Annotated in this window: 20 protein-coding genes and 1 tRNA gene; 17 read left to right on the forward strand and 4 right to left on the reverse strand. The window is 68.1% G+C overall.

The genetic code is table 11. The features are described from left to right. Window positions 1-73 precede the first annotated feature (73 nt). The 14 genes from pstC (at window position 74) to K5L49_RS02550 (ending at window position 16,447) form a co-directional block, all read left to right on the forward strand. On the forward strand, window positions 74-1,123 hold the full coding sequence (gene pstC, locus K5L49_RS02485; protein ID WP_223690445.1) for a phosphate ABC transporter permease subunit PstC: 1,050 nt from the start codon (window positions 74-76) through the stop codon (window positions 1,121-1,123). Further along, a complete protein-coding gene (pstA, locus tag K5L49_RS02490) occupies window positions 1,123-2,505 on the forward strand; it encodes a phosphate ABC transporter permease PstA (RefSeq protein WP_223690446.1) in 1,383 nt (460 codons plus the stop codon). Before pstC ends, pstA begins: the two co-directional genes overlap by 1 nt. Then, window positions 2,502-4,139, forward strand: coding sequence for a phosphate ABC transporter substrate-binding protein PstS (gene pstS / locus K5L49_RS02495; protein ID WP_223690447.1), 1,638 nt, complete (start codon window positions 2,502-2,504; stop codon window positions 4,137-4,139). The genes pstA and pstS overlap by 4 nt, the downstream gene beginning before the upstream one ends. 206 nt (window positions 4,140-4,345) lie before the next feature. Next, window positions 4,346-6,844, forward strand: a complete 2,499-nt coding sequence (locus K5L49_RS02500; protein ID WP_223690448.1) for a hypothetical protein — start codon at window positions 4,346-4,348, stop codon at window positions 6,842-6,844. Window positions 6,845-6,945: 101 nt separating this feature from the next. Beyond that, on the forward strand, window positions 6,946-8,037 hold the full coding sequence (locus K5L49_RS02505) for a substrate-binding domain-containing protein (protein WP_223690449.1): 1,092 nt from the start codon (window positions 6,946-6,948) through the stop codon (window positions 8,035-8,037). Window positions 8,038-8,062: 25 nt separating this feature from the next. Then, window positions 8,063-9,124 carry a WxL domain-containing protein gene (locus K5L49_RS02510; RefSeq protein ID WP_223690450.1) on the forward strand — a complete coding sequence of 354 codons (1,062 nt, stop codon included), beginning with the start codon at window positions 8,063-8,065 and terminating at the stop codon, window positions 9,122-9,124. A gap of 110 nt (window positions 9,125-9,234) precedes the next feature. Further along, window positions 9,235-10,335, forward strand: coding sequence for a WxL protein peptidoglycan domain-containing protein (locus tag K5L49_RS02515; protein WP_223690451.1), 1,101 nt, complete (start codon window positions 9,235-9,237; stop codon window positions 10,333-10,335). Then, a complete protein-coding gene (locus K5L49_RS02520) occupies window positions 10,322-11,068 on the forward strand; it encodes a hypothetical protein (protein WP_223690452.1) in 747 nt (248 codons plus the stop codon). The genes K5L49_RS02515 and K5L49_RS02520 overlap by 14 nt, the downstream gene beginning before the upstream one ends. Before the next feature lie 179 nt (window positions 11,069-11,247). Beyond that, window positions 11,248-12,096 carry a sortase gene (locus K5L49_RS02525; RefSeq protein ID WP_223690453.1) on the forward strand — a complete coding sequence of 283 codons (849 nt, stop codon included), beginning with the start codon at window positions 11,248-11,250 and terminating at the stop codon, window positions 12,094-12,096. A gap of 26 nt (window positions 12,097-12,122) precedes the next feature. Next, window positions 12,123-13,007, forward strand: coding sequence for a phosphate ABC transporter ATP-binding protein (locus K5L49_RS02530; protein WP_223690454.1), 885 nt, complete (start codon window positions 12,123-12,125; stop codon window positions 13,005-13,007). A 96-nt stretch (window positions 13,008-13,103) separates the two neighbouring features. Then, complete coding sequence (locus tag K5L49_RS02535) at window positions 13,104-14,315, forward strand: sensor histidine kinase (RefSeq protein WP_223690455.1); 1,212 nt, start codon at window positions 13,104-13,106, stop codon at window positions 14,313-14,315. Beyond that, window positions 14,312-14,974: a response regulator gene (locus K5L49_RS02540; protein WP_223690456.1), complete on the forward strand. Its 663-nt coding sequence runs from the start codon at window positions 14,312-14,314 to the stop codon at window positions 14,972-14,974. Before K5L49_RS02535 ends, K5L49_RS02540 begins: the two co-directional genes overlap by 4 nt. Before the next feature lie 145 nt (window positions 14,975-15,119). Next, window positions 15,120-15,455, forward strand: coding sequence for an SHOCT domain-containing protein (locus tag K5L49_RS02545; protein WP_223690457.1), 336 nt, complete (start codon window positions 15,120-15,122; stop codon window positions 15,453-15,455). Window positions 15,456-15,535: 80 nt separating this feature from the next. Continuing rightward, window positions 15,536-16,447, forward strand: coding sequence for a sensor histidine kinase (locus K5L49_RS02550; protein WP_223690458.1), 912 nt, complete (start codon window positions 15,536-15,538; stop codon window positions 16,445-16,447). Here K5L49_RS02550 and def read toward each other — a convergent pair. Then, window positions 16,444-17,010, reverse strand: a complete 567-nt coding sequence (gene def / locus K5L49_RS02555; RefSeq protein WP_223690459.1) for a peptide deformylase — start codon at window positions 17,008-17,010, stop codon at window positions 16,444-16,446. The two genes, K5L49_RS02550 and def, sit on opposite strands and share 4 nt — an antisense overlap. A gap of 40 nt (window positions 17,011-17,050) precedes the next feature. Between def and K5L49_RS02560 the strand changes: the two genes are divergently transcribed. The 3 genes from K5L49_RS02560 to K5L49_RS02570 all read left to right on the forward strand — a co-directional run bounded on the left by K5L49_RS02560 (window position 17,051) and on the right by K5L49_RS02570 (window position 19,469). Next, on the forward strand, window positions 17,051-18,031 hold the full coding sequence (locus K5L49_RS02560; protein WP_223690460.1) for a DMT family transporter: 981 nt from the start codon (window positions 17,051-17,053) through the stop codon (window positions 18,029-18,031). Between the two features lie 90 nt (window positions 18,032-18,121). Then, window positions 18,122-19,384 (forward strand): glycosyltransferase, encoded by a 1,263-nt coding sequence (locus K5L49_RS02565; protein ID WP_223690461.1) that lies wholly within the window; start codon window positions 18,122-18,124, stop codon window positions 19,382-19,384. An 8-nt stretch (window positions 19,385-19,392) separates the two neighbouring features. Continuing rightward, window positions 19,393-19,469: transfer RNA gene (locus K5L49_RS02570), tRNA-Ile, on the forward strand. A 22-nt stretch (window positions 19,470-19,491) separates the two neighbouring features. Here K5L49_RS02570 and K5L49_RS02575 read toward each other — a convergent pair. The 3 genes from K5L49_RS02575 to K5L49_RS02585 form a co-directional block, all read right to left on the reverse strand. Beyond that, window positions 19,492-20,256, reverse strand: coding sequence for a hypothetical protein (locus K5L49_RS02575; protein ID WP_223690462.1), 765 nt, complete (start codon window positions 20,254-20,256; stop codon window positions 19,492-19,494). Next, window positions 20,253-20,828 carry an RNA polymerase sigma factor gene (locus K5L49_RS02580; protein WP_223690463.1) on the reverse strand — a complete coding sequence of 192 codons (576 nt, stop codon included), beginning with the start codon at window positions 20,826-20,828 and terminating at the stop codon, window positions 20,253-20,255. The genes K5L49_RS02575 and K5L49_RS02580 overlap by 4 nt, the downstream gene beginning before the upstream one ends. A 90-nt stretch (window positions 20,829-20,918) precedes the next feature. Further along, a complete protein-coding gene (locus K5L49_RS02585) occupies window positions 20,919-21,356 on the reverse strand; it encodes a VOC family protein (protein ID WP_223690464.1) in 438 nt (145 codons plus the stop codon). Window positions 21,357-21,914: the final 558 nt, after the last annotated feature.

Genomic DNA, 21,914 nt, shown 5'->3' on the forward strand with positions numbered 1-21,914 from the left:
TCCAGAAGCTGTGGCGAGCGCTGGGGGGCACTGGAGAATGTCCCGCCCCGCACGACAGAGCCGAGGAACCCACATGTCCGATGACACGCGCCTTGTCGAACGCCCCGGGCCACGATCCATTGTGCGCGAAACCGAGCCGGCAGCCGAGCCCGGCCGTCGGCGCCGCTCGTTGGTCGCCCGTCGTTCGGGTTCTGATTCGATCTTCTCCGCGGTGAGCTACACGGCGGGGGCCACCACCGTCGGCATCATGCTGGCGGTCGGACTGTTCCTCGCCCTCCGGGCCTCCGATGCGCTAGCGGTCACCGGTTTCGGTTTTCTGACCGAACAGCAGTGGTCGCCCGAGACGCGCACCTTCGGAATCGCGGCGGTGCTCTCGGGGACGATAACGATCGCCCTTATCGCGATGGCCGTATCGGTGCCGCTCGCACTCGGCACTTCCTTGCTCATCTCCGAGGTGGCTCCGCCCAAGGTGAAGTCGTTCCTGGTGGCTCTCGTCGATCTGATGGCGGCCGTGCCGAGCGTCGTCTACGGGCTCTGGGGCGTGTTCTTCCTCCAGGCCACGGTCATCCCGGTGTCGAAGTGGATCGCGGCGCATTTCTCGTGGATCCCGATCTTCTCCGTCACCGACGCGAGCGGACACCCCCAGACAGAAGTCAGCATGTTCACCTCGTCGGCGTTCATCGCCGGGCTCGTCGTGGCCCTGATGGTGGTCCCCACGCAGACCTCTGTCATGCGGGAGGCGTTCTCGCAGGCTCCCGCCGGCGAGCGCGAGGGAGCGTACGCGCTCGGTTCGACACGGTGGGGGATGATCCGCTCGGTCGTGCTGCCGTTCGGCCGTGGCGGCATCATCGGAGGAACGATGCTGGGGCTCGGCCGCGCGCTCGGGGAGACCATTGCGGTGTACATGATCATCTCGCCGATCTTCACCATCAACTGGCAGATCCTGAAGACGGGCTCGAACTCGGTCTCCGCTCTCATCGCGCTCCGCTACGGCGAGGCCAGCGAGTTCGGGCTCTCTGCCCTGATGGCCGCCGGTCTCGTGCTCTTCCTCATGACCCTGGCCGTCAACTTCACAGCGTCGTCCATCGTGGCGCGCTCACGCTCCGGAGCACAGACCACCTGATGACCACCACACAGCCCTGGACAGCCCCCTACAACGACATCACCGTCGCCGTGCCCGTCAGCACGCTCGCCGAAGCCGAGCTCGCCGATCCCGAGTTCGCCGCACGTGGCGCGACGAGCGCGGGGGAGGGAGGCCCGCCACCGGGGCGCACCGTGCTTCCCTCGCCGACCCGGCCCGAGGTCGGACCGCGACGCGCTGTGCGCGCTGCGACCGCGGAGGACAGGTTCAACCTCTGGGGTGCACTGATCGCCGGTCTCGCTGTCGCTGTTCTCCTCTTCGGGTGGTTCACACCGTTGACCGGTGAGATCGGCTGGGCGATCGTCGGATTCCTCGCGTTCGTCGGGCTCTATGCGCTGCTCATCTCGCTGCGCTCCACCCGGCGGGATGTGACGGATCGGGTGATGACGGTTCTTCTCGTCAGCGCCGGCGTGCTGCTCTTCGCGTCGCTCGTCTTCGTTGTGGCGTTCGCGATCGTGCGCGGCTGGTCGGCGATCTGGCACCTCAACTTCTTCACCCAGACGATGCAATTCGCCGGTCCGCTCGACCCTCTGACGGTCGGCGGCATCCTGCACGCCATCGTCGGAACGCTCATCCAGATCGGCATCGCATTGGCGATCACCATCCCGCTCGGGGTCACGACGGCTGTCTTCCTCAACGAGATCGGTGGGCGATTCGCGCGCTTCGTCCGGACGATCGCGGATGCGATGACAGCTCTGCCCTCGATCGTCGCCGGTCTCTTCGTCTACTCCGCGATCATCACGCTCGTCACCCACCAGCGCTCGGGGTTCGCAGCCTCGCTCGCGATCACCGTGATGATGCTGCCCATCGTGATCCGTGCCTCCGACGTCGTGCTCCGCCTCGTCGCCGGCAATCTACGTGAAGCCTCGTACGCTCTCGGCTCCACGCGGTGGCGCACCGTGTGGCACGTGGTACTGCCGACGGCACGATCGGGCCTCGTCACGGCCATCATCCTGGGAACAGCGCGCGGGATCGGCGAGACCTCGCCCGTGCTGCTGACCAGCGGCGTGACCGCGGAGATGAACACGAACCCCTTCTCCGGTCCGATGATCTCGCTGCCACTGCAGGTGTTCGACTTCGTGAAGTCACCGGAGCCGACGATGATCGCACGCGGGTTCGGCACGGCCGCCGTGTTGATCCTGTTGGTGCTGGCCCTGTTCTTCGCCGCGCGCATCCTCGGCGGACGGGGGCCCGGCCAGCTGTCGGGACGCCAGCGGCGCGGAGCGACCGCCACCTCGCAGCGCGACCTCCTGAGGATCGCGTCCCGAACCGTTCTCGGCTCGGAGCCGCCACCGTCTGCGCAGTCCCTCCCTGCAACTGCCGCCCAGCCCGCAACACCCGACCCGAAGGAGACGTCGTCGTGACGCCCCGAATCCTCCGCGCGATGCGCTTGGCCCTCACCGGTCTGGCGGCCACGCTCGTGCTCGTCACCGGAACATTCGCCGAGGCCCCCGCGGCGATGGCCGCAGCCTGGACCCCGATCAGCGGAACCGGCTCCACCTGGTCGCAGAACGCACTCGACCAGTGGCGCCGCAACGTCGCCTCCAACTACGGCATGACCGTCAACTACTCGGGAACCGGCTCCTCCGCCGGTCGACGCGACTACATCGCGCAGACCGTCGACTTCGCCGTCAGCGAGATCCCGTTCCAGTCGAAGCCGGAAGACGGCTCGGCGCCCGAGAAGCCGACCTCGAAATTCGCGTATATGCCAATCGTGGCCGGCGGAACCGCCTTCATGTACAACCTGAAGATCGGCGGCAAAAGGGTCACCAACCTGCGGCTGAGCGGCGACACCATCACGAAGATCTTCACCGGGGTCATCACCAACTGGAAAGACCCGCAGATCCAGAAAGACAATCCGGGCCTGGCGATGCCGGACAAAGGAATCGTTCCCGTCACCCGTTCTGACGGCTCCGGCTCGACGGCGCAGTTCACGCTGTGGATGTCCAAGCAGCATCCATCGCTCTGGAACGCCTTTTGCGGCAAGGTCGGCCGGCCGAATCCCTGCGGTCTCACGTCGCAGTATCCGTCGTATGCGGGGTTCAAGGCGCAGAGCGGCTCTCTCGGGGTTGCCGGCTATGTGAGCCAGTCGTACGGAGAAGGAGCGATCACCTACGTCGAGTACTCGTACGCCCTCAAATCCGGCTTCCCGGTGGCGAAGGTGCTGAACTCGGCGGGGTACTACATCGAGCCGACCGCCCCCTCGGTCGCCGTCGCTCTGATGAAGGCCGCGATCAACAACAACGCCGCGTCGCCCGAGTATCTGACACAGATCCTCGACGGCGTCTACAACAATGCGGATGCGCGGACCTACCCGCTCTCGAGCTACTCGTACATGATCGTGCCCACCGAGACTTCGGGCATCTTCACGACAGACAAGGGCAAGACGCTCGGTGCGTTCACCAACTACATGCTCTGCGAAGGCCAGCAACAGGCGGCGACGCTCGGGTACTCGCCATTGCCGATGAACCTCGTGCTGGCGGGATTCGAGCAGATCAAACGCATCCCCGGCGCTGATGTCTCCGGGGTCAAGGCGGAGAACTGCCGCAACCCCACCTTCAAAGCCGGTGATTCGCCGTCGAACAACCAGCTCGCCGTGAGCGCACCGCAGCCGGCCGCCTGCGACAAGCAAGGCCCGAACCAGTGCACCACCGGCACAGCGGGTGCCAAGAACACCCCGACCGACACGACCGGCTCCGGGTCGGGCGGCTCATCGGCGGGCGCCGGCGGCGCGGGCGGGTCGGGGACGTCCGGCGCCGGCGCCGGCGCCGGGGGAACTGACGGCGGCGCGGTCGACGGAAGCACCGGCGAGGGCGGCGTGAACGTGTCCGTCAACGTCGGCCTCGCCCGTGCGACGCCCTATGCTCTCGCGGATGACGGCTGGGGCGGCCAGCAGACCGTGATGCTCATCGCAGGTGCGCTCGTCGTGCTCGCCATCGCACTGCCGCCGCTGTTCGTCGGCCGTCTTCGTCGGTCCCGCGGGCGCTCGGGCGACTGATCGCCTCGAACGGCGTCGCAGCGGTTCCCGGAACGTTGCGACGTCTTTCAGCGCGCAACCTCATCCGGCGGGCGTCGTCGGCTCGGATTCCGCTGCAACAACTTCCGGCGTCACCCTGTTCCGCCCCCGTTCACCGTTCCGTCACCGGCCGACCCGAGTCTGAGCCGAGAGACGCCGCACCGGCGTCGACCTTCCTGGAGAGTCCTGTGATCCTGCGCTTTTCTCCCACCCTGCGTGGCACCGTCGCCCGGGCGGCCGGCGTCGGCATCGTCGCCGGCATCGCGACGACGCTGGTGCTCGCAGCCGTCGGCGGCGTGGGGACGAACTCAGCCCGGGCTGACGAACCCCCTGCTGTGACGACCACTACCGTGGCGCAAGACCCGGATGCGGCGAACGCGCCCTTCCCCGACCTCGCAGTCACCGTGTCGCAGACGACGGGCCTCATCTCTCAGGGGGTGACCGTCAGCTGGACCGGCGGCAAGCGCTCCACTCCGCCGAGCAGCGCCAACGGCGGGGAGAACTTCCTGCAGATCGCCCAGTGCTGGGGCGAAGACAAGGCGAACCCGGGTCACGCGGATCGCACCACCTGTCAATACGGCGCGTTCAACACTCCGGGCGCCACCCGCGACGGCTATGTCGCCGATGGGACATCGATCTCCGAGAAGGACGACGACTACACCGCCCCGGCCATCGATGTCTTCACCCCCGCATACACCTCGGTTCCCTTCCGCTCTGTGACCGGGGAGGTGGTCGCTTCGGTGGAGAAGAAGAAGCAGCTCCCGGTCAACGTCAACGTGAACAACTTCTTCAACCCGAGCTCGTCGAACGAAGTGCCGTGGGCTGGATCGGCCACCAACGGCGCCGGCTCGGTGAAGTTCGAGATCCAGACCGCCCTTCAGGCGAACGGCCTGGGCTGCGGAACACCGACGGGCGCGGATGCGCAACCGCAGTCGTGCTGGCTCGTGGTCATCCCGCGAGGCACCGCCGACGCCGGTGAGCAGCACATCACCCAGTCCGGTCTGCGCTGGGACGCCTGGAAGCACGCACTGTCGTTCAAACTCAGCTTCAAACCGCTCGGGGTGACCTGCTCGATCGGCGCCGCCGAGCGTCAACTCCGGGGCAGCGAGCTCGTCGCCACGGCCGTCTCCTCGTGGCAACCCGTTCTCTGCACCTCGCAGGGCGGTGCGACGTACACGATGAGCAATGGTGCGGAGTCGGACGCCGCTGGCGCCGCGAACGGAACGGACCCGGCCCCCCTGGCCCTGACCTCGCGCGCCCTTTCCAGCGGCGACCAGGACGATCTCCGGTACGCGCCCGTCGCCGTCGGCGGCCTCGCAGTCGCGTTCGCTCTCGACCATTCGCCGGTCGCCACCGACGGGACCCCTGCCGAGCAGGCCGACAAGACCGGTCTCTCCTTCGACTCGATGAAGCTCACCCCGCGCCTCATCGCCAAACTCCTGACCGCTTCGTACACCGATGCGCTCCCGACGTACGCCGACAAGTCCGGCCTCGGCAAGAACGCCAGGAACCTGCTCCTCGACCCCGACTTCCTCGAGGTGAACGCGGACAACCCCGATTGGCAGTATCAGGCGATCGTAGCGCCCTCCGTCTCCGACCTCCTGGTTCCCCAGGGGCGGTCGGATGCGGCCTGGCAGCTCTGGCGCTACGTGCTGGCTGACCAGGATGCCGTGTCGTTCCTTCAGGGCAAGCCTGACAAGTGGGGCATGAGTGTCAACAAGCACAGCTCGATCAACCCGAAGGTGAACCCCGACGGCGGGCCACTGGAGCTCCCACGCGATGACTTCCCGAAGGCCGACCCGGTCGTCCAGCCGCCGAGTGCGGCGGGCGGCGAGGTCAACCTGGTCACCTGGCGCCCGTACACCAACGACCTCGATCAGGCCGCGTACTTCACCCTCCGCGGCGACGGCCAGACCCTCGGGCTCTGGGATCCGAGCTCTGCGCCTCCGAAGTACGGCAAGAGCGTGCGCAGTCTCCCGGGCTATCAGCGCGTGCTCGCGCTCACCGACACGAGCTCGGCGGCGAAGTACCAAGTCGTCACCGCGCAGCTCCGCAATGCGGCCGGACAATTCGTCGCACCGACCCAGGCGGGCCTCACCGCCGCGGCTGCCGTCATGACCCCGGTGGCCGGTCAGAAACAGGTCGTCGAGTACGATCCGGCGGGCGCCGCGGCGAAGACGGCCACGACCGCGTATCCGCTGACGATGCCCGTCTACGCCGCAACGAATCCCGCCCAGGGCGACAGTGCGACGCGCGCCGACTACGCCGCCTTCATTCGGTACGCGGCGACCACCGGGCAGACCCCCGGCGTCGATCCGGGCAATCTTCCTCCCGGCTACGCTCCCATCCCCGCCGATTGGAAAGCCCAGGCGATCGGTGCCGCCGCGGCCATCCAATCCGGCGCATCCATCACGCCGCCGCCGTCAGGCGGCGACGAATCCGTGCCGGGCGATTCCGGCGGCGGCGGTGGCTTCGGCGGCGACACCTCACTGGGTGACGGAGGCGGGGCGACCACGACCGACACGCATCCCGCCACCGGCGAGGCGGCCGGATCGTTGAGCGGCGGGCGGACCGCGAAAGACCCGGACACGGGCGGCATCGCCGCGATCGTTCCCGGCGGGGTCATCGGCGGGCTCGTCGCCGCCGCCTCCGTTCCCATCATCGGCCGGATGCGGAGATTCCCGTGACCGGCCCCCAGCTTCGGACTCGAGACGGTGCCGCCCGGCGCCGCGGAGCCGAGACAGCGCAACCGCTGCGGTTAGCGCTAACCCTCCCGAAAGGAACCACAGTGAAGACCAAGAAGGTCGCTGCGCTCTGCGCCGTCGTCGGTATCGCCGTCGCCGGTCTCGTCGTCGCCGGTCCGGCCAACGCCGACCCGGTGTCGGGCAGCTACGTGCTCGCCGGCTCGGACACGCTCCAGGATGCGGGCAACGCGCTCGCCAACGGAACGAACATCACCGGGCCCCTGGTGCGCGTCTCGAGCCCCACCGGTTCGATCGCCTCCTACGACGCCTTCGGTTCCGCCGCGATCCAGACCAAGCAGAGCGGGCCGTACTTCGCGCGCCCGGCCGGTTCCGGCGACGGCGTCAAGGCGCTCAGCCGCTCGATCGACGGCAACAAGTTCTCGGTCGTCGGAAACACGACCCCGGAGAGCGTCATCACGGGGCAGGTCGACATCGCACGCTCGTCGTCCGGTCCCGGTTCGGCGGCAAACGCCTCCGGCGCGCTCGCCTACGTGCCGTTCGGCCGCGACGCCGTGTCGTTCGCGATCGCTCCGGGAACGGCGGCCGGTCTCGGCCAGCTGACCACGGCACAGCTGACCCAGATCTACAACTGCACGCTCACCTCGGTCAACGGTGTCCCGGTCACCCCGGTGCTTCCTCAATCCGCCTCGGGCACACGCAAGTTCTTCCTCACCGCTCTCGGCATCTCCACGATCGCCGGCTGCGTGAACCAGACGAACCTCGCCGAGAACGACGGCACCGTGCTCACGACGCCCGGTCAGATCATCCCGTTCTCTGTCGCCAGCTGGGTCGCTCAGAAGAGCGGCGCCGCGCAAGACCGCACCGGCACCGCCACACTCGGCAGCGCCCTCGGAACCACCGCCCCCGTCACGGGTTCGGGCGCTGCCATCGTCCCGAACGCGGCGTACTACAACGACTCCACCTGGGGTCGTGACACCTACGTCGTCGTCGAGTACGCACGCATCAACAGCGCAAGCCCGACCTACGACGCCGGCCTCGCGGCGCTCGTCGACCCCACGAAGGCCAAGAGCCTGACCAACTTCGGCACCACGGCGGGCACCTCCGGCGCCGTGAAGACGAAGTTCGGCTTCCTCGCGCCGTCGACCACTGCGCCCATCCGCGCGAACCTCTCCTAGCCGTCAGACCCCAGAGAAAGAAGACATGACCATGCGCACCAATCGCATCGTGACGCTGGCCCTCGCCGGCGCTGCTGCCGTCGCGCTCAGCGTGGGCACCAGCAGTGCCGCGTTCGCCGTCGCCCAACCGAACGGCTCCGAGTCCGGACTCTACCTGTTCGACAACGACGCTCAGGAGTGGGTCGCCGATGGCGCGACCATCGCCTGGGACACCGACATCCTGATCAGCCCGTCGAAGACCGACCCGTTCGCCACCCTTCAGTGCCCGGCCGACGCCACCAATTGGCGCTCGTTCATCGCGCCGTCGGGATCCGAGCGGACCATCGCAGACTGGAAAGCGTTCTCGCACGCGCCGTTCGGCACGCCGGCCAAGCAGGTACTCGGCGTCGACACCACCCCGCAGCAGCAGATCAGTGGCTCCACCGCCAGCGTGAAGGCGAATGGCGGCGACTTCAGCTTCGGTGTCGCCTGTGTGAAGGACAATGGCGTGAACCTCGCGTCGTCTGGCCTCTGGTACTTCACGGGCCACGTGGCGAAGAACGGCTCGGGCAACTACACCTTCGATTCCGCCTCCACCGGCCCGTCGACCCCGACCGACCCGGCGGGGACGGGCTCGATCGGTATCGAGGCGACGACCATCACCGCCGCCGACGGTGCGCTCAGCCTCGTCGTTCCCACCGCCGCGAAGGCAACGCTCGGCGCGGCGACCCTGGTCGACAAGCTCTCCACGTCGACCGGTGAGCTGCCCGCCTTCCAGGTCGCGGACCGTCGTGTCGTCTCCACCCCGGGCTGGGATCTGACGGCCTCGACGGCGGCGTTCGTCAACTCCGCCGACTCGGCCAAGACCATCGACGCCCTCCAGCTCGGCGTGAAGCCGAAGGTCGTCTCGTCGACGGCCACCGGCGTGAGCCTCGGTGCAGAGCACAAGGCCGGGGACGCCACCCCGTTCAGTGCATTCGCCTCGGCACCGGCCGGTTCCGGCGCCGGCGACACCAATCTGAGCGCCGATCTGACGCTCGTCGCCCCGGCGAACACCCCCGCGGGAACCTACACCTCGACGATGACCCTCACGCTCGTCTCGAAGTAGTCCTGCGACCGGGGGAGGGGGTGCGTTCCGATGCGCCCCCTCCTCCGTCCGTTTCCACCCTGTTCAGCTGTTCGCCAGCGGCAGTCCACCCAGATTTGGACCAATGTAGCGTGCCCGTTTCCCCTCTCACCCGAATCGCCCGGCGACGCATCCCTCTGGCCGCCCTCGCCGCCGGTCTCGTCAGCCTGGTCGCCCTCGGTATCGGCGTCGCCCCCGCTTCCGCTGCCGATACTGATGCCATCTCCGGCGGCCCGAGCGACGACCGAACGCGACTGAGCTACCAGCTGCAGCCCGGTCAGCAAGTGGCCGACGACTACGTCGTTCGGAACACCGGCACGACCCCGCAACAGATCACTCTGTTCGCCACGGACGCGTTCACCACGCAGGACGGCGACTACGCCCTGCTCGACACGGCGAAGAAGCCGACCGGTGTCGGAACCTGGGTGACCTTCGAAGGCTCGCATCCAGCCGAAAAGCTCACGCTCGCGCCCGGCGAGCAGCGCACGGTGCCGTTCACGATCGTGGTTCCCGCGAACGCCGGACCGGGCGACCACCCCGGCGGGATCGTGGTGTCGAGCCAGAAGGGCGACGGCCAGATCCTCGTCGACCGCCGTGTCGCCACGCGTCTCTACGTGCGTGTGCCCGGCGACCTCCAGGCTCGGCTGACGATCGCCAGCCTCGGTGCGGACTACCACTCGGAGTGGAACCCGTTCACCGGCTCGACCACTGTGGCGTTCACCGTCACGAACTCCGGCAACGTCGCGCTCGGCGCCCACCTGCTCGTCGGCGCCAACACCTTTTTCGGAATCGGCGCCGGTGCCACGGTCCGCAAGGAACTCGCCGAGTTGCTGCCGGGAAGCACCCGCACCCTCTCGGTCGTCGTCCCCGGCGTTCCGCAGACCGGATATCTCGCTCCGTACGTGAAACTGCAGCCCACGGTCGAGAAGGAGGCGCTCAACCCAGGCCCGCTCGCCGCCGTCGAACGCGACACCGTCGTCGTGGCGGTTCCCTGGTGGCTACTCATCCTCCTACTGCTGGTCGCTGCCTTCTTCCTCGCCCGCAGGCTTCGCCGGCGCACCGACGGCAAGCGCGCGGCGGAGTGGGTTGCCTTCACTGAGGCCGAGGCCCTGCGCAAGGCACGGGAGGAGCGGGATGCGGAGACGGCAAGTTCTGTCAGCACCGGGCCGGGGGTGGACCGTGCGGGGCGGTAGGGCGCGCTCCAGCGGTCGCGCCGCCGCATTCGTGACCGTGTGGCTGCTTGCCACCTCGGCTTTCGCGCTCGCCGGTGGGGCAGCAGCCGTGGCTGACGACGGCTCCGACCCCGGCGGCATCGGCATCTCGGTCGACATCCCGGGCGGCGGACAGCCGTCGTCCGATCTTCCGCCTGTCGATGTCGGTGGCGCGACGCCGGATGGCGCGGCCCCGTCGACCCCACCTGCGGAGGTGTCGACGGGCACCCCGAAACCCTTGAGCGCATCCGAGGTGTCGAACGGGCCGGTCAACGTCAGTGGGCTCCAAGCCCGATATGAGCCGAGCATCGATCCGCTCGGCGGAAAGCTCGTCGTCTTCTTCACCGTGCACAACGGGTCGAAGACGGCGTTCGCCTCGACCGTGAAGATCTCCGCGGCTGGACCGGTGGGGAACGCGATCACGAGCACGCCGGCCGTGGCCGTTCCGACGATCCAGCCCGGCGCCACCGTCGCGATCGAGCGCACGCTCACGGGTATCGGCCAGTGGGCGTTCGTCACCGTGCATGCCACGTACACCCCGCCGGCCACGCTCGACGGCACTGCCGTGAATCCCGTGGAGCGCGACGTCACCGTGTTCGCCTTCCCGTGGCTCGGGATGTCGGTGCTCGTCCTGCTCGCCGCGGGTGCGGGCGTGGTTGCGCTCGTCGTCCACTCCGCGGCGGCGGCACCGGCACTGGTAGCGGTGACCACGTGATGACGGTGCAGGCCACAGCGGAGACGACAGCGCAGCCGACAATGGGGGCCGACGCGATCTCGAGCGGCGGAGAACCGCAGGCCCACGGCCGGTTCGGCCGCATGCCGAAGAAGGCGCCTGCGCCGAGGGCCCCGCGTCCACCACGCCGGCCGCCGGCGCCCCCACGCGAGCCCGTGGACATGACGCCGAACCAGCGACTGGTGCGCGGGTTCGCCACGCTCGGCGCCGCGCTTCTCATCGGGTTCGCGGCGAACGTGCTCGTGCTCAGCCACCTGCACCACCTCATCGGGCAGCAGGTGTCCACGAACACATTCCGGGAGCAGCTGGCCGACGCGACCGCACCGGTCAGCGAAGGCGATGTGCACAGCGTCCTGCTTCCCGACGGCGCGCCCGTCTCGCTCCTCTCGATCCCGTCGATCGATCTGAAGGAGGTCGTGCTCGAGGGTTCGTCCTCCGGTGTGACAGCGAACGGTCCCGGTCACCGCCGCGACACGGTGCTGCCCGGCCAGGCGGGCACGAGCATCCTGCTCGGACGTTCGGCCGCATACGGCGGCCCCTTCTCGCGCATCCAGCAGCTGACACCCGGCGCGACGATCGTGACGGTCACCGGACAGGGCACGAGCAACTATCGCGTCATCGGCGTGCGCTACGCGGGCGACCCCGACCTGCCGACCCTGAAGGCCGGCCAGGGTCGGCTCACCCTCGAGACGGCGCGCGGGCTCCCGTACGTTCCGTCCGGGGTCGTGAGGGTGGATGCGCAGCTCGTCTCGACCGTTCGCGATGCGGGATTCCGCCAGACCACCCCGCAGACCTTGCCGCTGGCGGATCGCGAGCTCGCCAGCGATCCCTCCACCGCGTGGATCCTCGTCTTCGCGCTCCAGGCGCTGCTCGCCGCCGAACTGCTCGCGGTGAGAGCCCTCGACAGATTCGGCGCCCAGCGGGTGTGGATCGTCTTCCTTCCTGTGCTGCTCGCGGTCGGCGTCATCGCCACGGACCAAGCGGCACGACTCCTGCCCAACCTCCTCTGAGCCTCCGACCAGGAATCCGCATCGCCATGACCGATCTCTTCTCCCCGCCCGACCGCACCGAACTGCTCGGGCTCCCGGGAGCCGCGCCCGCCTTCCGCGCGCAACTCGACCCGGGCGAGTTCGTGCCGTCCGCTCCGCTCGCCACCCTCGACGCCCAGAACATCTCTGCCTGGTTCGGCGACCACCAGGTGCTCGACCGCGTCTCGCTCACCATGCAAGCGGGCGCCGTGACCTCGTTGATCGGGCCATCCGGCTGCGGCAAGTCGACCTTCCTGCGCATCCTGAACCGGATGCACGAGCTGATCCCCGCGGCGAGTCTCGCCGGCGAGGTGTACCTCGACGGCGACGACATCTACGACCCCGCCAGGCGTCTGGTGGACGCCAGGAAGAGCATCGGGATGGTCTTCCAGAAGCCGAACCCCTTCCCGGCGATGTCGATCTACGACAATGTGGTCTCCGGCCTCAAACTGACCGGGACGAAGACCACTCGCGACGAGCGGGACGAGCTCGTCGAGAGCTGCCTCATCAAGGCGGGCCTCTGGAAGGAGGTCCGCGACCGGCTCCGGGCTCCAGGCGGCGGGCTCTCGGGAGGGCAGCAGCAACGTCTCTGCATCGCTCGATCGCTGGCGGTGAAACCGCGGGTCCTCCTCATGGATGAGCCGTGCTCCGCACTCGACCCCACCTCGACGCGCGTCATCGAGGAGACGATGCTCGAGTTGGTCGCGGATGTCACGATCGTCATCGTCACCCACAACATGCAGCAGGCGCAGCGCGTCTCCACCCAATGCGCCTTCTTCCTCGCCGCGAACGGGCAGCCTGGCGCGATCGTCGAATACGGCGACACCGACGCAATGTTCGGTGAGCCGCTCGACCCGCGCACCTTCGACTACGTCTCCGGCCGGTTCGGCTGAGCGACGAGGGTCCGCGCTGCCGTACTCCCGGGGGAGTACGGCAGCGAGCGACCCTGGGCGGATGGGATGCCCAGCCGCGCTCGTTACGATGAGCAGATGGCCTGGCACGCGAACGAGGAAGCGTGGCTCGCCCGCGCCGAAAGCGGCTGGCGGGGCCGCCCCAGGCCGCCCGGCGCCCGGTGGTTCCCGGTCGTGGTCGCCGCGCTGGTGCAGGTGCCCGGCGTGCTGCTCGCGCTGTTCCACCTGCGAGCAGATCTGGTCACGCTTCTTCTTGTTCTGCTCGCGTTCGCGTCGTCGTTCGTGCTGCTCGCCGCGCGTTCGCATCCCGGCCCCGTCGTCGTGATCGTCGGCGTGCTCTGCGCGGGCTCAATCGCGGTGACCACCGGGCCGCCGCTGAGCGCCGTGCCGCTCGCACTAGCAGTCGTCAGCGCCGTGGTGCGCGGGGCGCGGGTCTGGGCGTGGGGAACGCTCGCGGGCCTGGCGGTGGTCGGGCCGTTGACGGCGTTCCTGCTCATCGGGGAGCCGACTGCGATCATCCGGCCCCTGATGATCGCCCTGGTGCTCTGCTTGCTGATCGGGATCGGCGAAGCCATCCGCAACCGCCGCGAGCGCTTCCGGGCCGCCTCGCGACGGGTGGCCGAGCGGCGCGAGTCTGCTGCCGAGGCGGAGCGGCTCCGGATCGCCCGCGAACTGCACGATGTGCTCGCGCATTCACTGTCGCAGATCAGTGTTCAGGCCGGGGTGGGGCTTCACCTCTTCGACAGCCGGCCCGAGAAAGCGCGCGAAGCGTTGGCCGCGATCAAGACCACCAGCAGCCAGGCGCTGGAGGAGGTCCGCGGGGTTCTCGGCTTCCTCCGCTCGGAAGGGCACACGGCGTCCCGGGCGCCGGAGCCCGACCTGGAGCGCATCCCCGTTCTCGTCGAGACCTACGGGCGCGCCGGTCTCGACGTGACCTACGAGCAGGACGTCGTGAGCGTTCCGGCTCCGGCCATCCAGCTCGCGGTGTACCGCATCGTGCAGGAATCCCTGACCAACATCGGCCGGCACGCCCAGGCGACCACCGTGCGCATCTCACTGCGCGAAGAGGGCGGCGACTACGTCGTCACCGTCGCGGACGATGGGCGCGGGCTCCCCGACACGGTGCGCGACGGCGGCAAAGGGATGCTGGGGATGCGCGAGCGAGCCGAACTTCTCGGCGGCCGGTTCGAGACGCATCCTGGCGAGAACGGCGGTCTGACGGTCGTCGCCCGACTCCCGATCCGCACGATGGCCGCCACGGGCCCCGTCCGCACGACGGGCCTCACGTGATCAGGGTGCTGCTCGCCGACGACCAGCATCTGGTGCGGGCCGGGTTCCGCGCCCTGCTGGAGTCGGAGGACGGCATCGACATCGTCGGCGAGGCGGCGACCGGTCATGAGGCGCTGGAGCTCGCGCGGTCGACCACCCCCGACGTCGTGCTGATGGACATCCGGATGCCCGACGGCGATGGACTGTGGGCGACCGAGCAGATCGTCGCCGACCCGGCACTGTCGGCCACCCGCATCGTGATCGTCACGACCTTCGAGCTCGACGAATACGTGGCACAGGCGATCTCCGCCGGAGCGAGCGGCTTCCTGGTGAAAGACACCGAACCCGTCGACCTCATCCGCGCCGTGCGGGTCGCTGCGGCGGGGGAGGCCCTGCTGTCGCCCGGTGTGACCAAACGGCTGCTCGAACGGGTGGCCGGCGGGTTGAAGACTGCTCCGGCCGGGCACGACCTCGACACCCTGACCGATCGGGAGCGCGAAGTCCTGGCCCTCGTCGGGCTGGGGCTCACCAATGGCGAGATCGGCGAACGGCTGTTCCTCAGCCCCCTCACTGCGAAGACGCACGTCTCGCGCATCATGGCCAAGCTTGACGCCCGAGATCGGGTGCATCTCGTCGTCGTCGCCTACGAGACCGGCCTGGTTCAGCCCGGTTGGCAGTAGCCCGGCGAGTGTGCTCCGGCACCGTGCTCCCAGGGGAGTAGCCCAGGTGACTCCCGGCAGCGGATTCGCCGCAGCCGCTCAGCGACGAGTCTGAGGGGGACGGTTCGCGAACGGTGCGAGCCGCACCCGTCGATTGGATGACACCATGCTCAGCACACTGACCGCCACGACCGTCGCAGCCCATTGGGGCGGCCCCTGGGCAGGCGGATTCGGCTGGCTCTTCCTCCTGATCCCCCTGTTCTGGATCGCCGTCCTCGTCTTGATCTTCACCTTCGCCGGCCGGCGGTGGCGTCGCGCAGCCATCGCCCGCGGAGGCTACGGCGCGGGTTACGGATACGGGCACGGCGGAGGCTGGAGCGCCGGCTCGACCCGCTCCGCCGAGCAGACGCTGGCCGAGCGTTTCGCGCAGGGCGACATCGACGAAGTCGAGTACCGGGCCCGCCTCGAAGTTCTGCGTGCGAACCGCCCTGGCCAGGGCTGAACCGCACGGGGAGCGCACCGGGACCGTGCGGCGGGTAAACTCATGCGGGCCGTTTCCTCCTCGGCCCGAAGGGAACTCCCATGAACGGTCTGACGCCGGCTGACGCACGCACTCTGGTGCTGGTGCTCGCCATCGCAGGCGGTGCGCTCCTCATTCTCGTCGTGGTCCTGCTGCTGCTCTGGCTGCGCGCCCGCCGCGCCTTCCGCCGCCTCGATGCAACCCGCACCGAATCGGAGTGGAATCGCATCGACCGGGAGCTGGAGCTGGCCGAGCAGGAGGGCCGTTTCCGCATCATCCGAGAGCTGCAGGATGTGGCGGTGCAGGCCGTCACGCGGCTCGTCGCGCAGGCCGAAGGCATCCGCTACGCGGCCGCATCCGACCCCGACGCAGCCGCCCGCTCGGCCGGAGCGCTCGAAACGGGCGCGCGCGACGCCCTGGCCGATCTGAGGCGTGTTCAGACCGTCGTGCGCGAAGGCGAGTCGGCCGCTGTGCCGCAGCCGAGTCTCCACTCCGCCCGTGACCTTTTTCGGGTGATGCGGGATGCCGGGCTGGCGCTCGGCTTCACCGAGAGCGGCGACCGGTTCGATCTCCGGCCCGGTGCGGAACTCGCGGTGTTCCGCATCCTGCAGGGCACGCTGGAGAACGCGCTCAAACACGGTGGCACAGGAACGGCCGTCAGCGTGGGGTTCGCCTGGACCGACGAAGGTCTGCAGGTGAGCGTGGACGACGATGGAATCCGTGCGTCGGCCCGCCGCGCCGGCCTCAGCCCCCGCGAGGTCGACCAGGCGACGCAGTACACGATCGACGACGACCTGCGGGCGCTCACCGAGGCGTACGACGGCGCGGGACTCACCGAGATGCGCGAGCGAGCAGCCCTGTTCGGCGGCATCCTGAACGCCACGACGGTGCCCGGTGTCGGATTCTCCGTCTCCGTGGTCTTCCCGGCCCTCCGCTTCCACAACGGTGTGCACGGGGTGAACCTGGGGCGTTAGTCCTCCAGGTGGTCCCGACCGGGCAGCCAGCTCAGCCCGGGAACGCCCCAGCTGTTCTTGCGGGAGACTTTCGCCGCAGCCTTGGCGTGCGGATGCGTGAGCCTATCCACGTAGAGCACTCCGTTGAGGTGGTCGTATTCGTGCTGGAAGATGCGGGCGAGCCAGCCGCCGGTTTCCACCTCGAACGCTTCACCGTCGAGGTCGATCGCCTGCAGGATGACGCGCTCGGCGCGGCGGAGCGGAAAACGCTCACCCGGGAACGAGAGGCAGCCCTCCGACTCCTCATCCTCGTCGAGCTCGTCGGTCGTCGTGGGGGTGATCCACAGCACCGGGTTGATCGCGACCCCCCGGTGCAGCACGTCGTCGTCGTCCGTCCAGCTGTAGACGAAGAGCCGGAGCGGCCGGCCGGCCTGAGGGGCGGCGAGCCCGACGCCGGGTGCGGCATCCATCGTCTCGAACATGTCGGAGACGAGGGTGCGCAGCGTGTCGTCGAAATCGATGACGGGTGCGGCGGGGGTGTGCAGAACGGGATCTCCGGAGATCCGGATGGGGAGGACGGCCATTCATCAAGAATATCGGCACGAAACTGGATAGGGTCGTGGGGTGGGTACGGTGCTGATGGACGCGACGAACGACCTGGCGCTGCAACCCAGCGCCTTCGTCGGAATCCCGATCGCCCTCATCGGCGCCTGCTTCCTCTCCATCGGCGCGCAATTGCAGCACCACGGTGTCGCCAAGGTGGAGGCGAGCACGCACGACGCGGGCTCCGGTCTGAACCTCGCCCAGCTTGGACGCTTGCTCGCCCGCCCATCGTGGGTCATCGGCACGCTGATGTTGGGCTTGGCGATCGTCTTCCAGCTGGTGAGCCTGTCGCTGGCGCCGATCATGGTCGTGCAGCCGCTCGGTGCGGTCGCCCTCGTCGTGACGGCAATCCTTAACGCCCGCGTCAGCCACGTCAGCCTCAACCGCAGCTCGATCGTCGCCATCGGCCTCTGCGTGGGCGGAGTCGGAGCGTTCGCCTTCCTAGCGGCTTTCACGGCCCGGGATGTGCCGGTCACCAGTCAGGCACTCGTCGAGATACTCATCATCCTGGCTGTGGTGCTCGTGGCCTTCGGTGCACTGTTCTTCTACTTGCGGCACCGTTTCAAGGCGCTCATGTACATCGTCGGAGCCGGGGTGCTCTACGGGTTCGTCGCCACCATCGCGAAGGTCGTCATCGACCGGATCAGTAACGGTGAGTGGGACTGGCTCCTCGTGCTGTGCATCGTGGCGCTCATCGTGGCCGCCGTGGTGGGCGCCTACTTCGTGCAGAACGCGTACTCGTCGGGCCCGCCCGACCTCGTGATCGCCGGGCTCACCGTGATCGACCCGCTCGTCGCCGTCACCATCGGCATCCTCATCCTCAATGAGGCCGCACAGGCACCCTGGTGGGCGATGATCGGCTTCGTCCTCACCGGCGCGGTCGCGATCTACGGCGTCTTCATGCTCGCCCGGCACCACCCGCAGAGCCTCGAAGCGTCGGGATCCGCCGCGCCCGAGGCGGCCGGGCTTTCCAACGGTTCCCCCCGTTCCGGCTTAGACTAGGCGACTGAATCAGCCGGTCGGTCTCGACCGGCCGAGCGTAGACCACCGCCGGATTCATCATCCCGGCCCACAAACGTAGGGATTCACCACGTGCCCGATTCGAGCGGACCGCAAAGCTCCACGCCCGCCCAGCCGACCGGCGACGCCAAGAAACCCCTGACCGTTCTCATCGGTGCAGACACCTTCGCCCCCGATGTGAACGGCGCCGCCCGTTTCGCGGAACGTCTGGCCGCCGGCCTCGTGGCCCGCGGCCACGACGTGCACATCATCGCCCCGGCCGCCTCGCGCAAGCACGGCACCTGGATCGAGGAGCACGAGGGTCAGACGATGACGGCGCACCGCCTCTACAGCTGGCGCTGGTACCCGCACGACTGGCTGCGGTTCGCGATGCCGTGGCGGATCAAGCAGAACAGCGCCCGGGTGATCGACGAAGTGAAGCCGGATGTCGTGCACTTCCAGTCCCACATCGTCGTCGGCCGCGGCCTCTCCATCGAAGCGCAGAAGCGTGGCATCCGTATCATCGGCACGAACCACTTCATGCCCGAGAACATGCTCGAGTTCACCATGATCCCCAAAGGCATCCAGGAGTGGGCGATCGGGCTGGCGTGGAAGGCGGCGAAACGCACCTTCGGTCGCGCAGAAGCTGTGACCACTCCGACGCGCAAGGCCGCGGAGTTCCTGGAGAAGTTCACCGGTCTGCGCAATGTGCACGCTATCTCCTGTGGCATCGACGCGGCCAACTACACGCCCGACTTCGAGCCTCGCACTGCCAACCGCATCCTGTTCGTCGGCCGGGTGACAGGCGAGAAGCAGATCGACGTGCTGCTCAAAGCCGTGAAGCTCCTTCCCTCCGCGCTGGACGCACGCCTCGAGATCGTCGGTGGGGGAGACCAGCTCAAGAACCTCCAGCACCTGGCGGAGACCCTCGGGATCGCCGACCGGGTCACCTTCACCGGGTACGTCACCGACGAGGAGCTCCGCGAGGCCTACACCCGCGCCTCCGTCTTCGCGATGCCGTCGATCGCCGAATTGCAGTCGATCGCGACGATGGAGGCCATGGCCTCCGCCCTCCCGGTGGTCGCCGCGGACGCGATGGCGCTGCCTCATCTGGTGCACGACGGCGAGAACGGCTTCCTTTTCAAACCGGGAAACGCCGATGACCTGGCGAACCGTCTCGAACACGTGCTCACGCTTCCGCAGGACAAGCTCAACCTGCTGAAGAACGCGTCGCTTCGGATCGTGGCCGCACACGACATCCAGACCACCATCAGCACCTTCGAAAACCTGTATCGTGGTGAGCCGGTGGCCGACCCGGTGACGGAGTCGGCCCCACCGGTGCCGACTCCCGAGTAGCGGTACACGGGGCGGTAGCTCAGCTGGTTAGAGCATCGGACTCATAATCCGCCGGTCACGGGTTCAAGTCCCGTCCGCCCTACCATGTGAACTCTGGACCGCGGCCGCTACTTCCATTCGTCCTCCGGGATGCCGATGGAGAACCGGCCGATGACGGTTGTCCCGTCGGACTCGTAGACGGGGATGTAGCCGGTGCCTTCGAAGGTGCCGAATTGTTTGGTGAAGACGAATCCGTCCTCGCCGTTGGTGGCCCGAGCGCCGATCAATTGTGGGCACCCGTTGATGTTGCACGCCCCATAGGTCTGGCCGTGAGCATTCGTCGCCCATGGCGTCATCGATGAGGTTGCGTACTGTCCGGTGGCCGTCCATTCCGTGCCCTGGTCGGCCGTGATCGTGATCGACGTGCTGCCGTGCGCGGGAAGCAGTGCATCATTCATGCGCCACGGGTGAACCCGGCCCTGAGGATCAAGCCGGCCACCGCCCGTGCAATAGAACGTGGCGACCTCGAAGGGATCGCTCGCGACCTGCGGCACCGCCTTGATCGAGATCGTGCCCTGTGCGCTGAGGCATCGAAGCGTGACGATCACCCTGGTGGCGCCCTTCGGCGCGGGTCCGAGTTCGAGCGCGCCTGTACCTGTGTGAGTGGCCGAGCGGACTCCGCCGACGGGAGTGACGGTCGTGGTGCCCGGGAAGCTGTTCGCGGCGATGGCGGCGCCGGTCGAGATACCCGCGACCACGACTGCGGCGATGCTGATCGAGAGCAGACGAACCCGACGCTGGTGACGCTGAAGGCGGCTGCGTTTGGTTCCGATGGCGGCGAGTTCATCCCGCACAGCGCGGGCGACTTCCGGGTGCATCTCGGGCCCAGTCATGTCGGGCTCCCTTCAACGATCGGACGGATCTCGGGGTGGAGGTCGTGAAGCTCGACGCGAAGCCGCGCGCGTGCCCGGTGCAGACGCACCCGGGCGTTCGGTGCTGTGAGGCCGACGGACTCGGCCGCGGCCATGACAGGGAGGTCTTCGAGGGTGGTGAGGACGATCAGTGCGGCGTCGACCGGCGCCAGGCGGAGCAACGCTTCTGCGAGCCTCCGGCTCGTCTCCGACAGTTCGGCGTCGGGGCCGGCCACAGGCGCCGGGTGAGGGAGGTCGCGGAGCAATGCGCGATACCGCGCACTGCTCCGGCGAGTGTTGCGGGAGAGGTTGACGGTCGTGACGAGCAGCCAGGGGAGTACCGATCCCGAGACGAGGGGAACCGAGCGACGCTTGCGCCACAGCTCGAAGAACGCCGCCGCCGCGGTATCGTCGGCGTCGTGGACGTCGCCCAGGAGGGCGAGTGCACGGCGGTACACCCGGGCGTGGTGGCGGTCGAAGAGTGCGGCGAATGCGGTGCCGTCTTCCTGGCGCGCTCGTTGCCACAGCTCGGCCTCATCATCCATCACATACATGAATGTCCGCAGCCACTCTTTTCGTTACACATGAGGTCTCATTCTTGTCAGGCTGCGACTGCCGTGGCTTGCGGTTGAGGCATCGCGTCGTCAGTGGGCCTTCAGCTCCTCGGCGAACATCACGATGATGCCGCTCGGGCCGCGCACGTAGCTGAGCTTGTAGATGTCCTCGTAGGTGGCGACGCCGCGGAGCGGATAACAGCCGTGCCTCGCGGCGATCGCGAGGGCGTCGTCGATGTCGTCGACCGAGAAGGCGACACGGTGCATCCCGATCTCATTGGGCCGGGTGGGTTCGGTCTCAATGGCGTCCGGGTGGATGTACTCGAACAGTTCGAGGCGACCGTTGCCGTCCGGCGTCTGAAGCATCGCGATCTTCGCGTGGTTGCCGTCGAGGCCGACGGCAGTGTCGGTCCATTCGCCGCTGACGGTGTCACGGCCGAGCACCGTGAGACCGAGATCGGTGAAGAAGGCGATGGTCGCTTCGAGGTCGCGCACGGCGATCCCAACGTTCTCCAATGTGATGGCCATGCGTTGGATGCTACCGAGGCATCTCGGCCTCCGCCTCGCCCGATTGTCGCGAGCGCGGCTCGAAGGGGTGATTCCATGGGTGAATTCCGGATGGGTGTACCCCGGGGAAAGCCTGTGTATCCCAGTGTTTCACTGCTGAGGCACCCAGATGGGGGACACGTCGCGGCAATCGCTTCTTCGATAGCGTCCCGGTGTACCCCTCTGTCGACCCGTGCGGTTTCGCTATCTGACAGAGCCCCGCACCACTTTCCGGAAGAGAAGACGTCGAGATGTCTCTGTGGTCTGCCCGTCGTGGAACCCATCGATCGCCCACTCGCCGCGGTCTTGTACCGCGCCTCGCGATGGGGCTTGTCGCACTGCTCGTTCTTGCCGGGATCTCGATCTCAACGGTTCCCGCCAATGCGGCCGGAACCGCGACCCTCTCGGTGTCGATCAGTCCGGTCGACACAGCCAACGCACCGAAGTCTTCTGCAGCGGGCGGCGACACGGTCGGCTATGTGGTGAAGTACTCCTGCCTATCCTCGGACTGCGCGAACACGACGCTCACCCTTCCGGCGA

The sequence above is a fragment of the Leifsonia poae genome (assembly GCF_020009625.1).
Classification (GTDB): domain Bacteria; phylum Actinomycetota; class Actinomycetes; order Actinomycetales; family Microbacteriaceae; genus Leifsonia; species Leifsonia poae_A.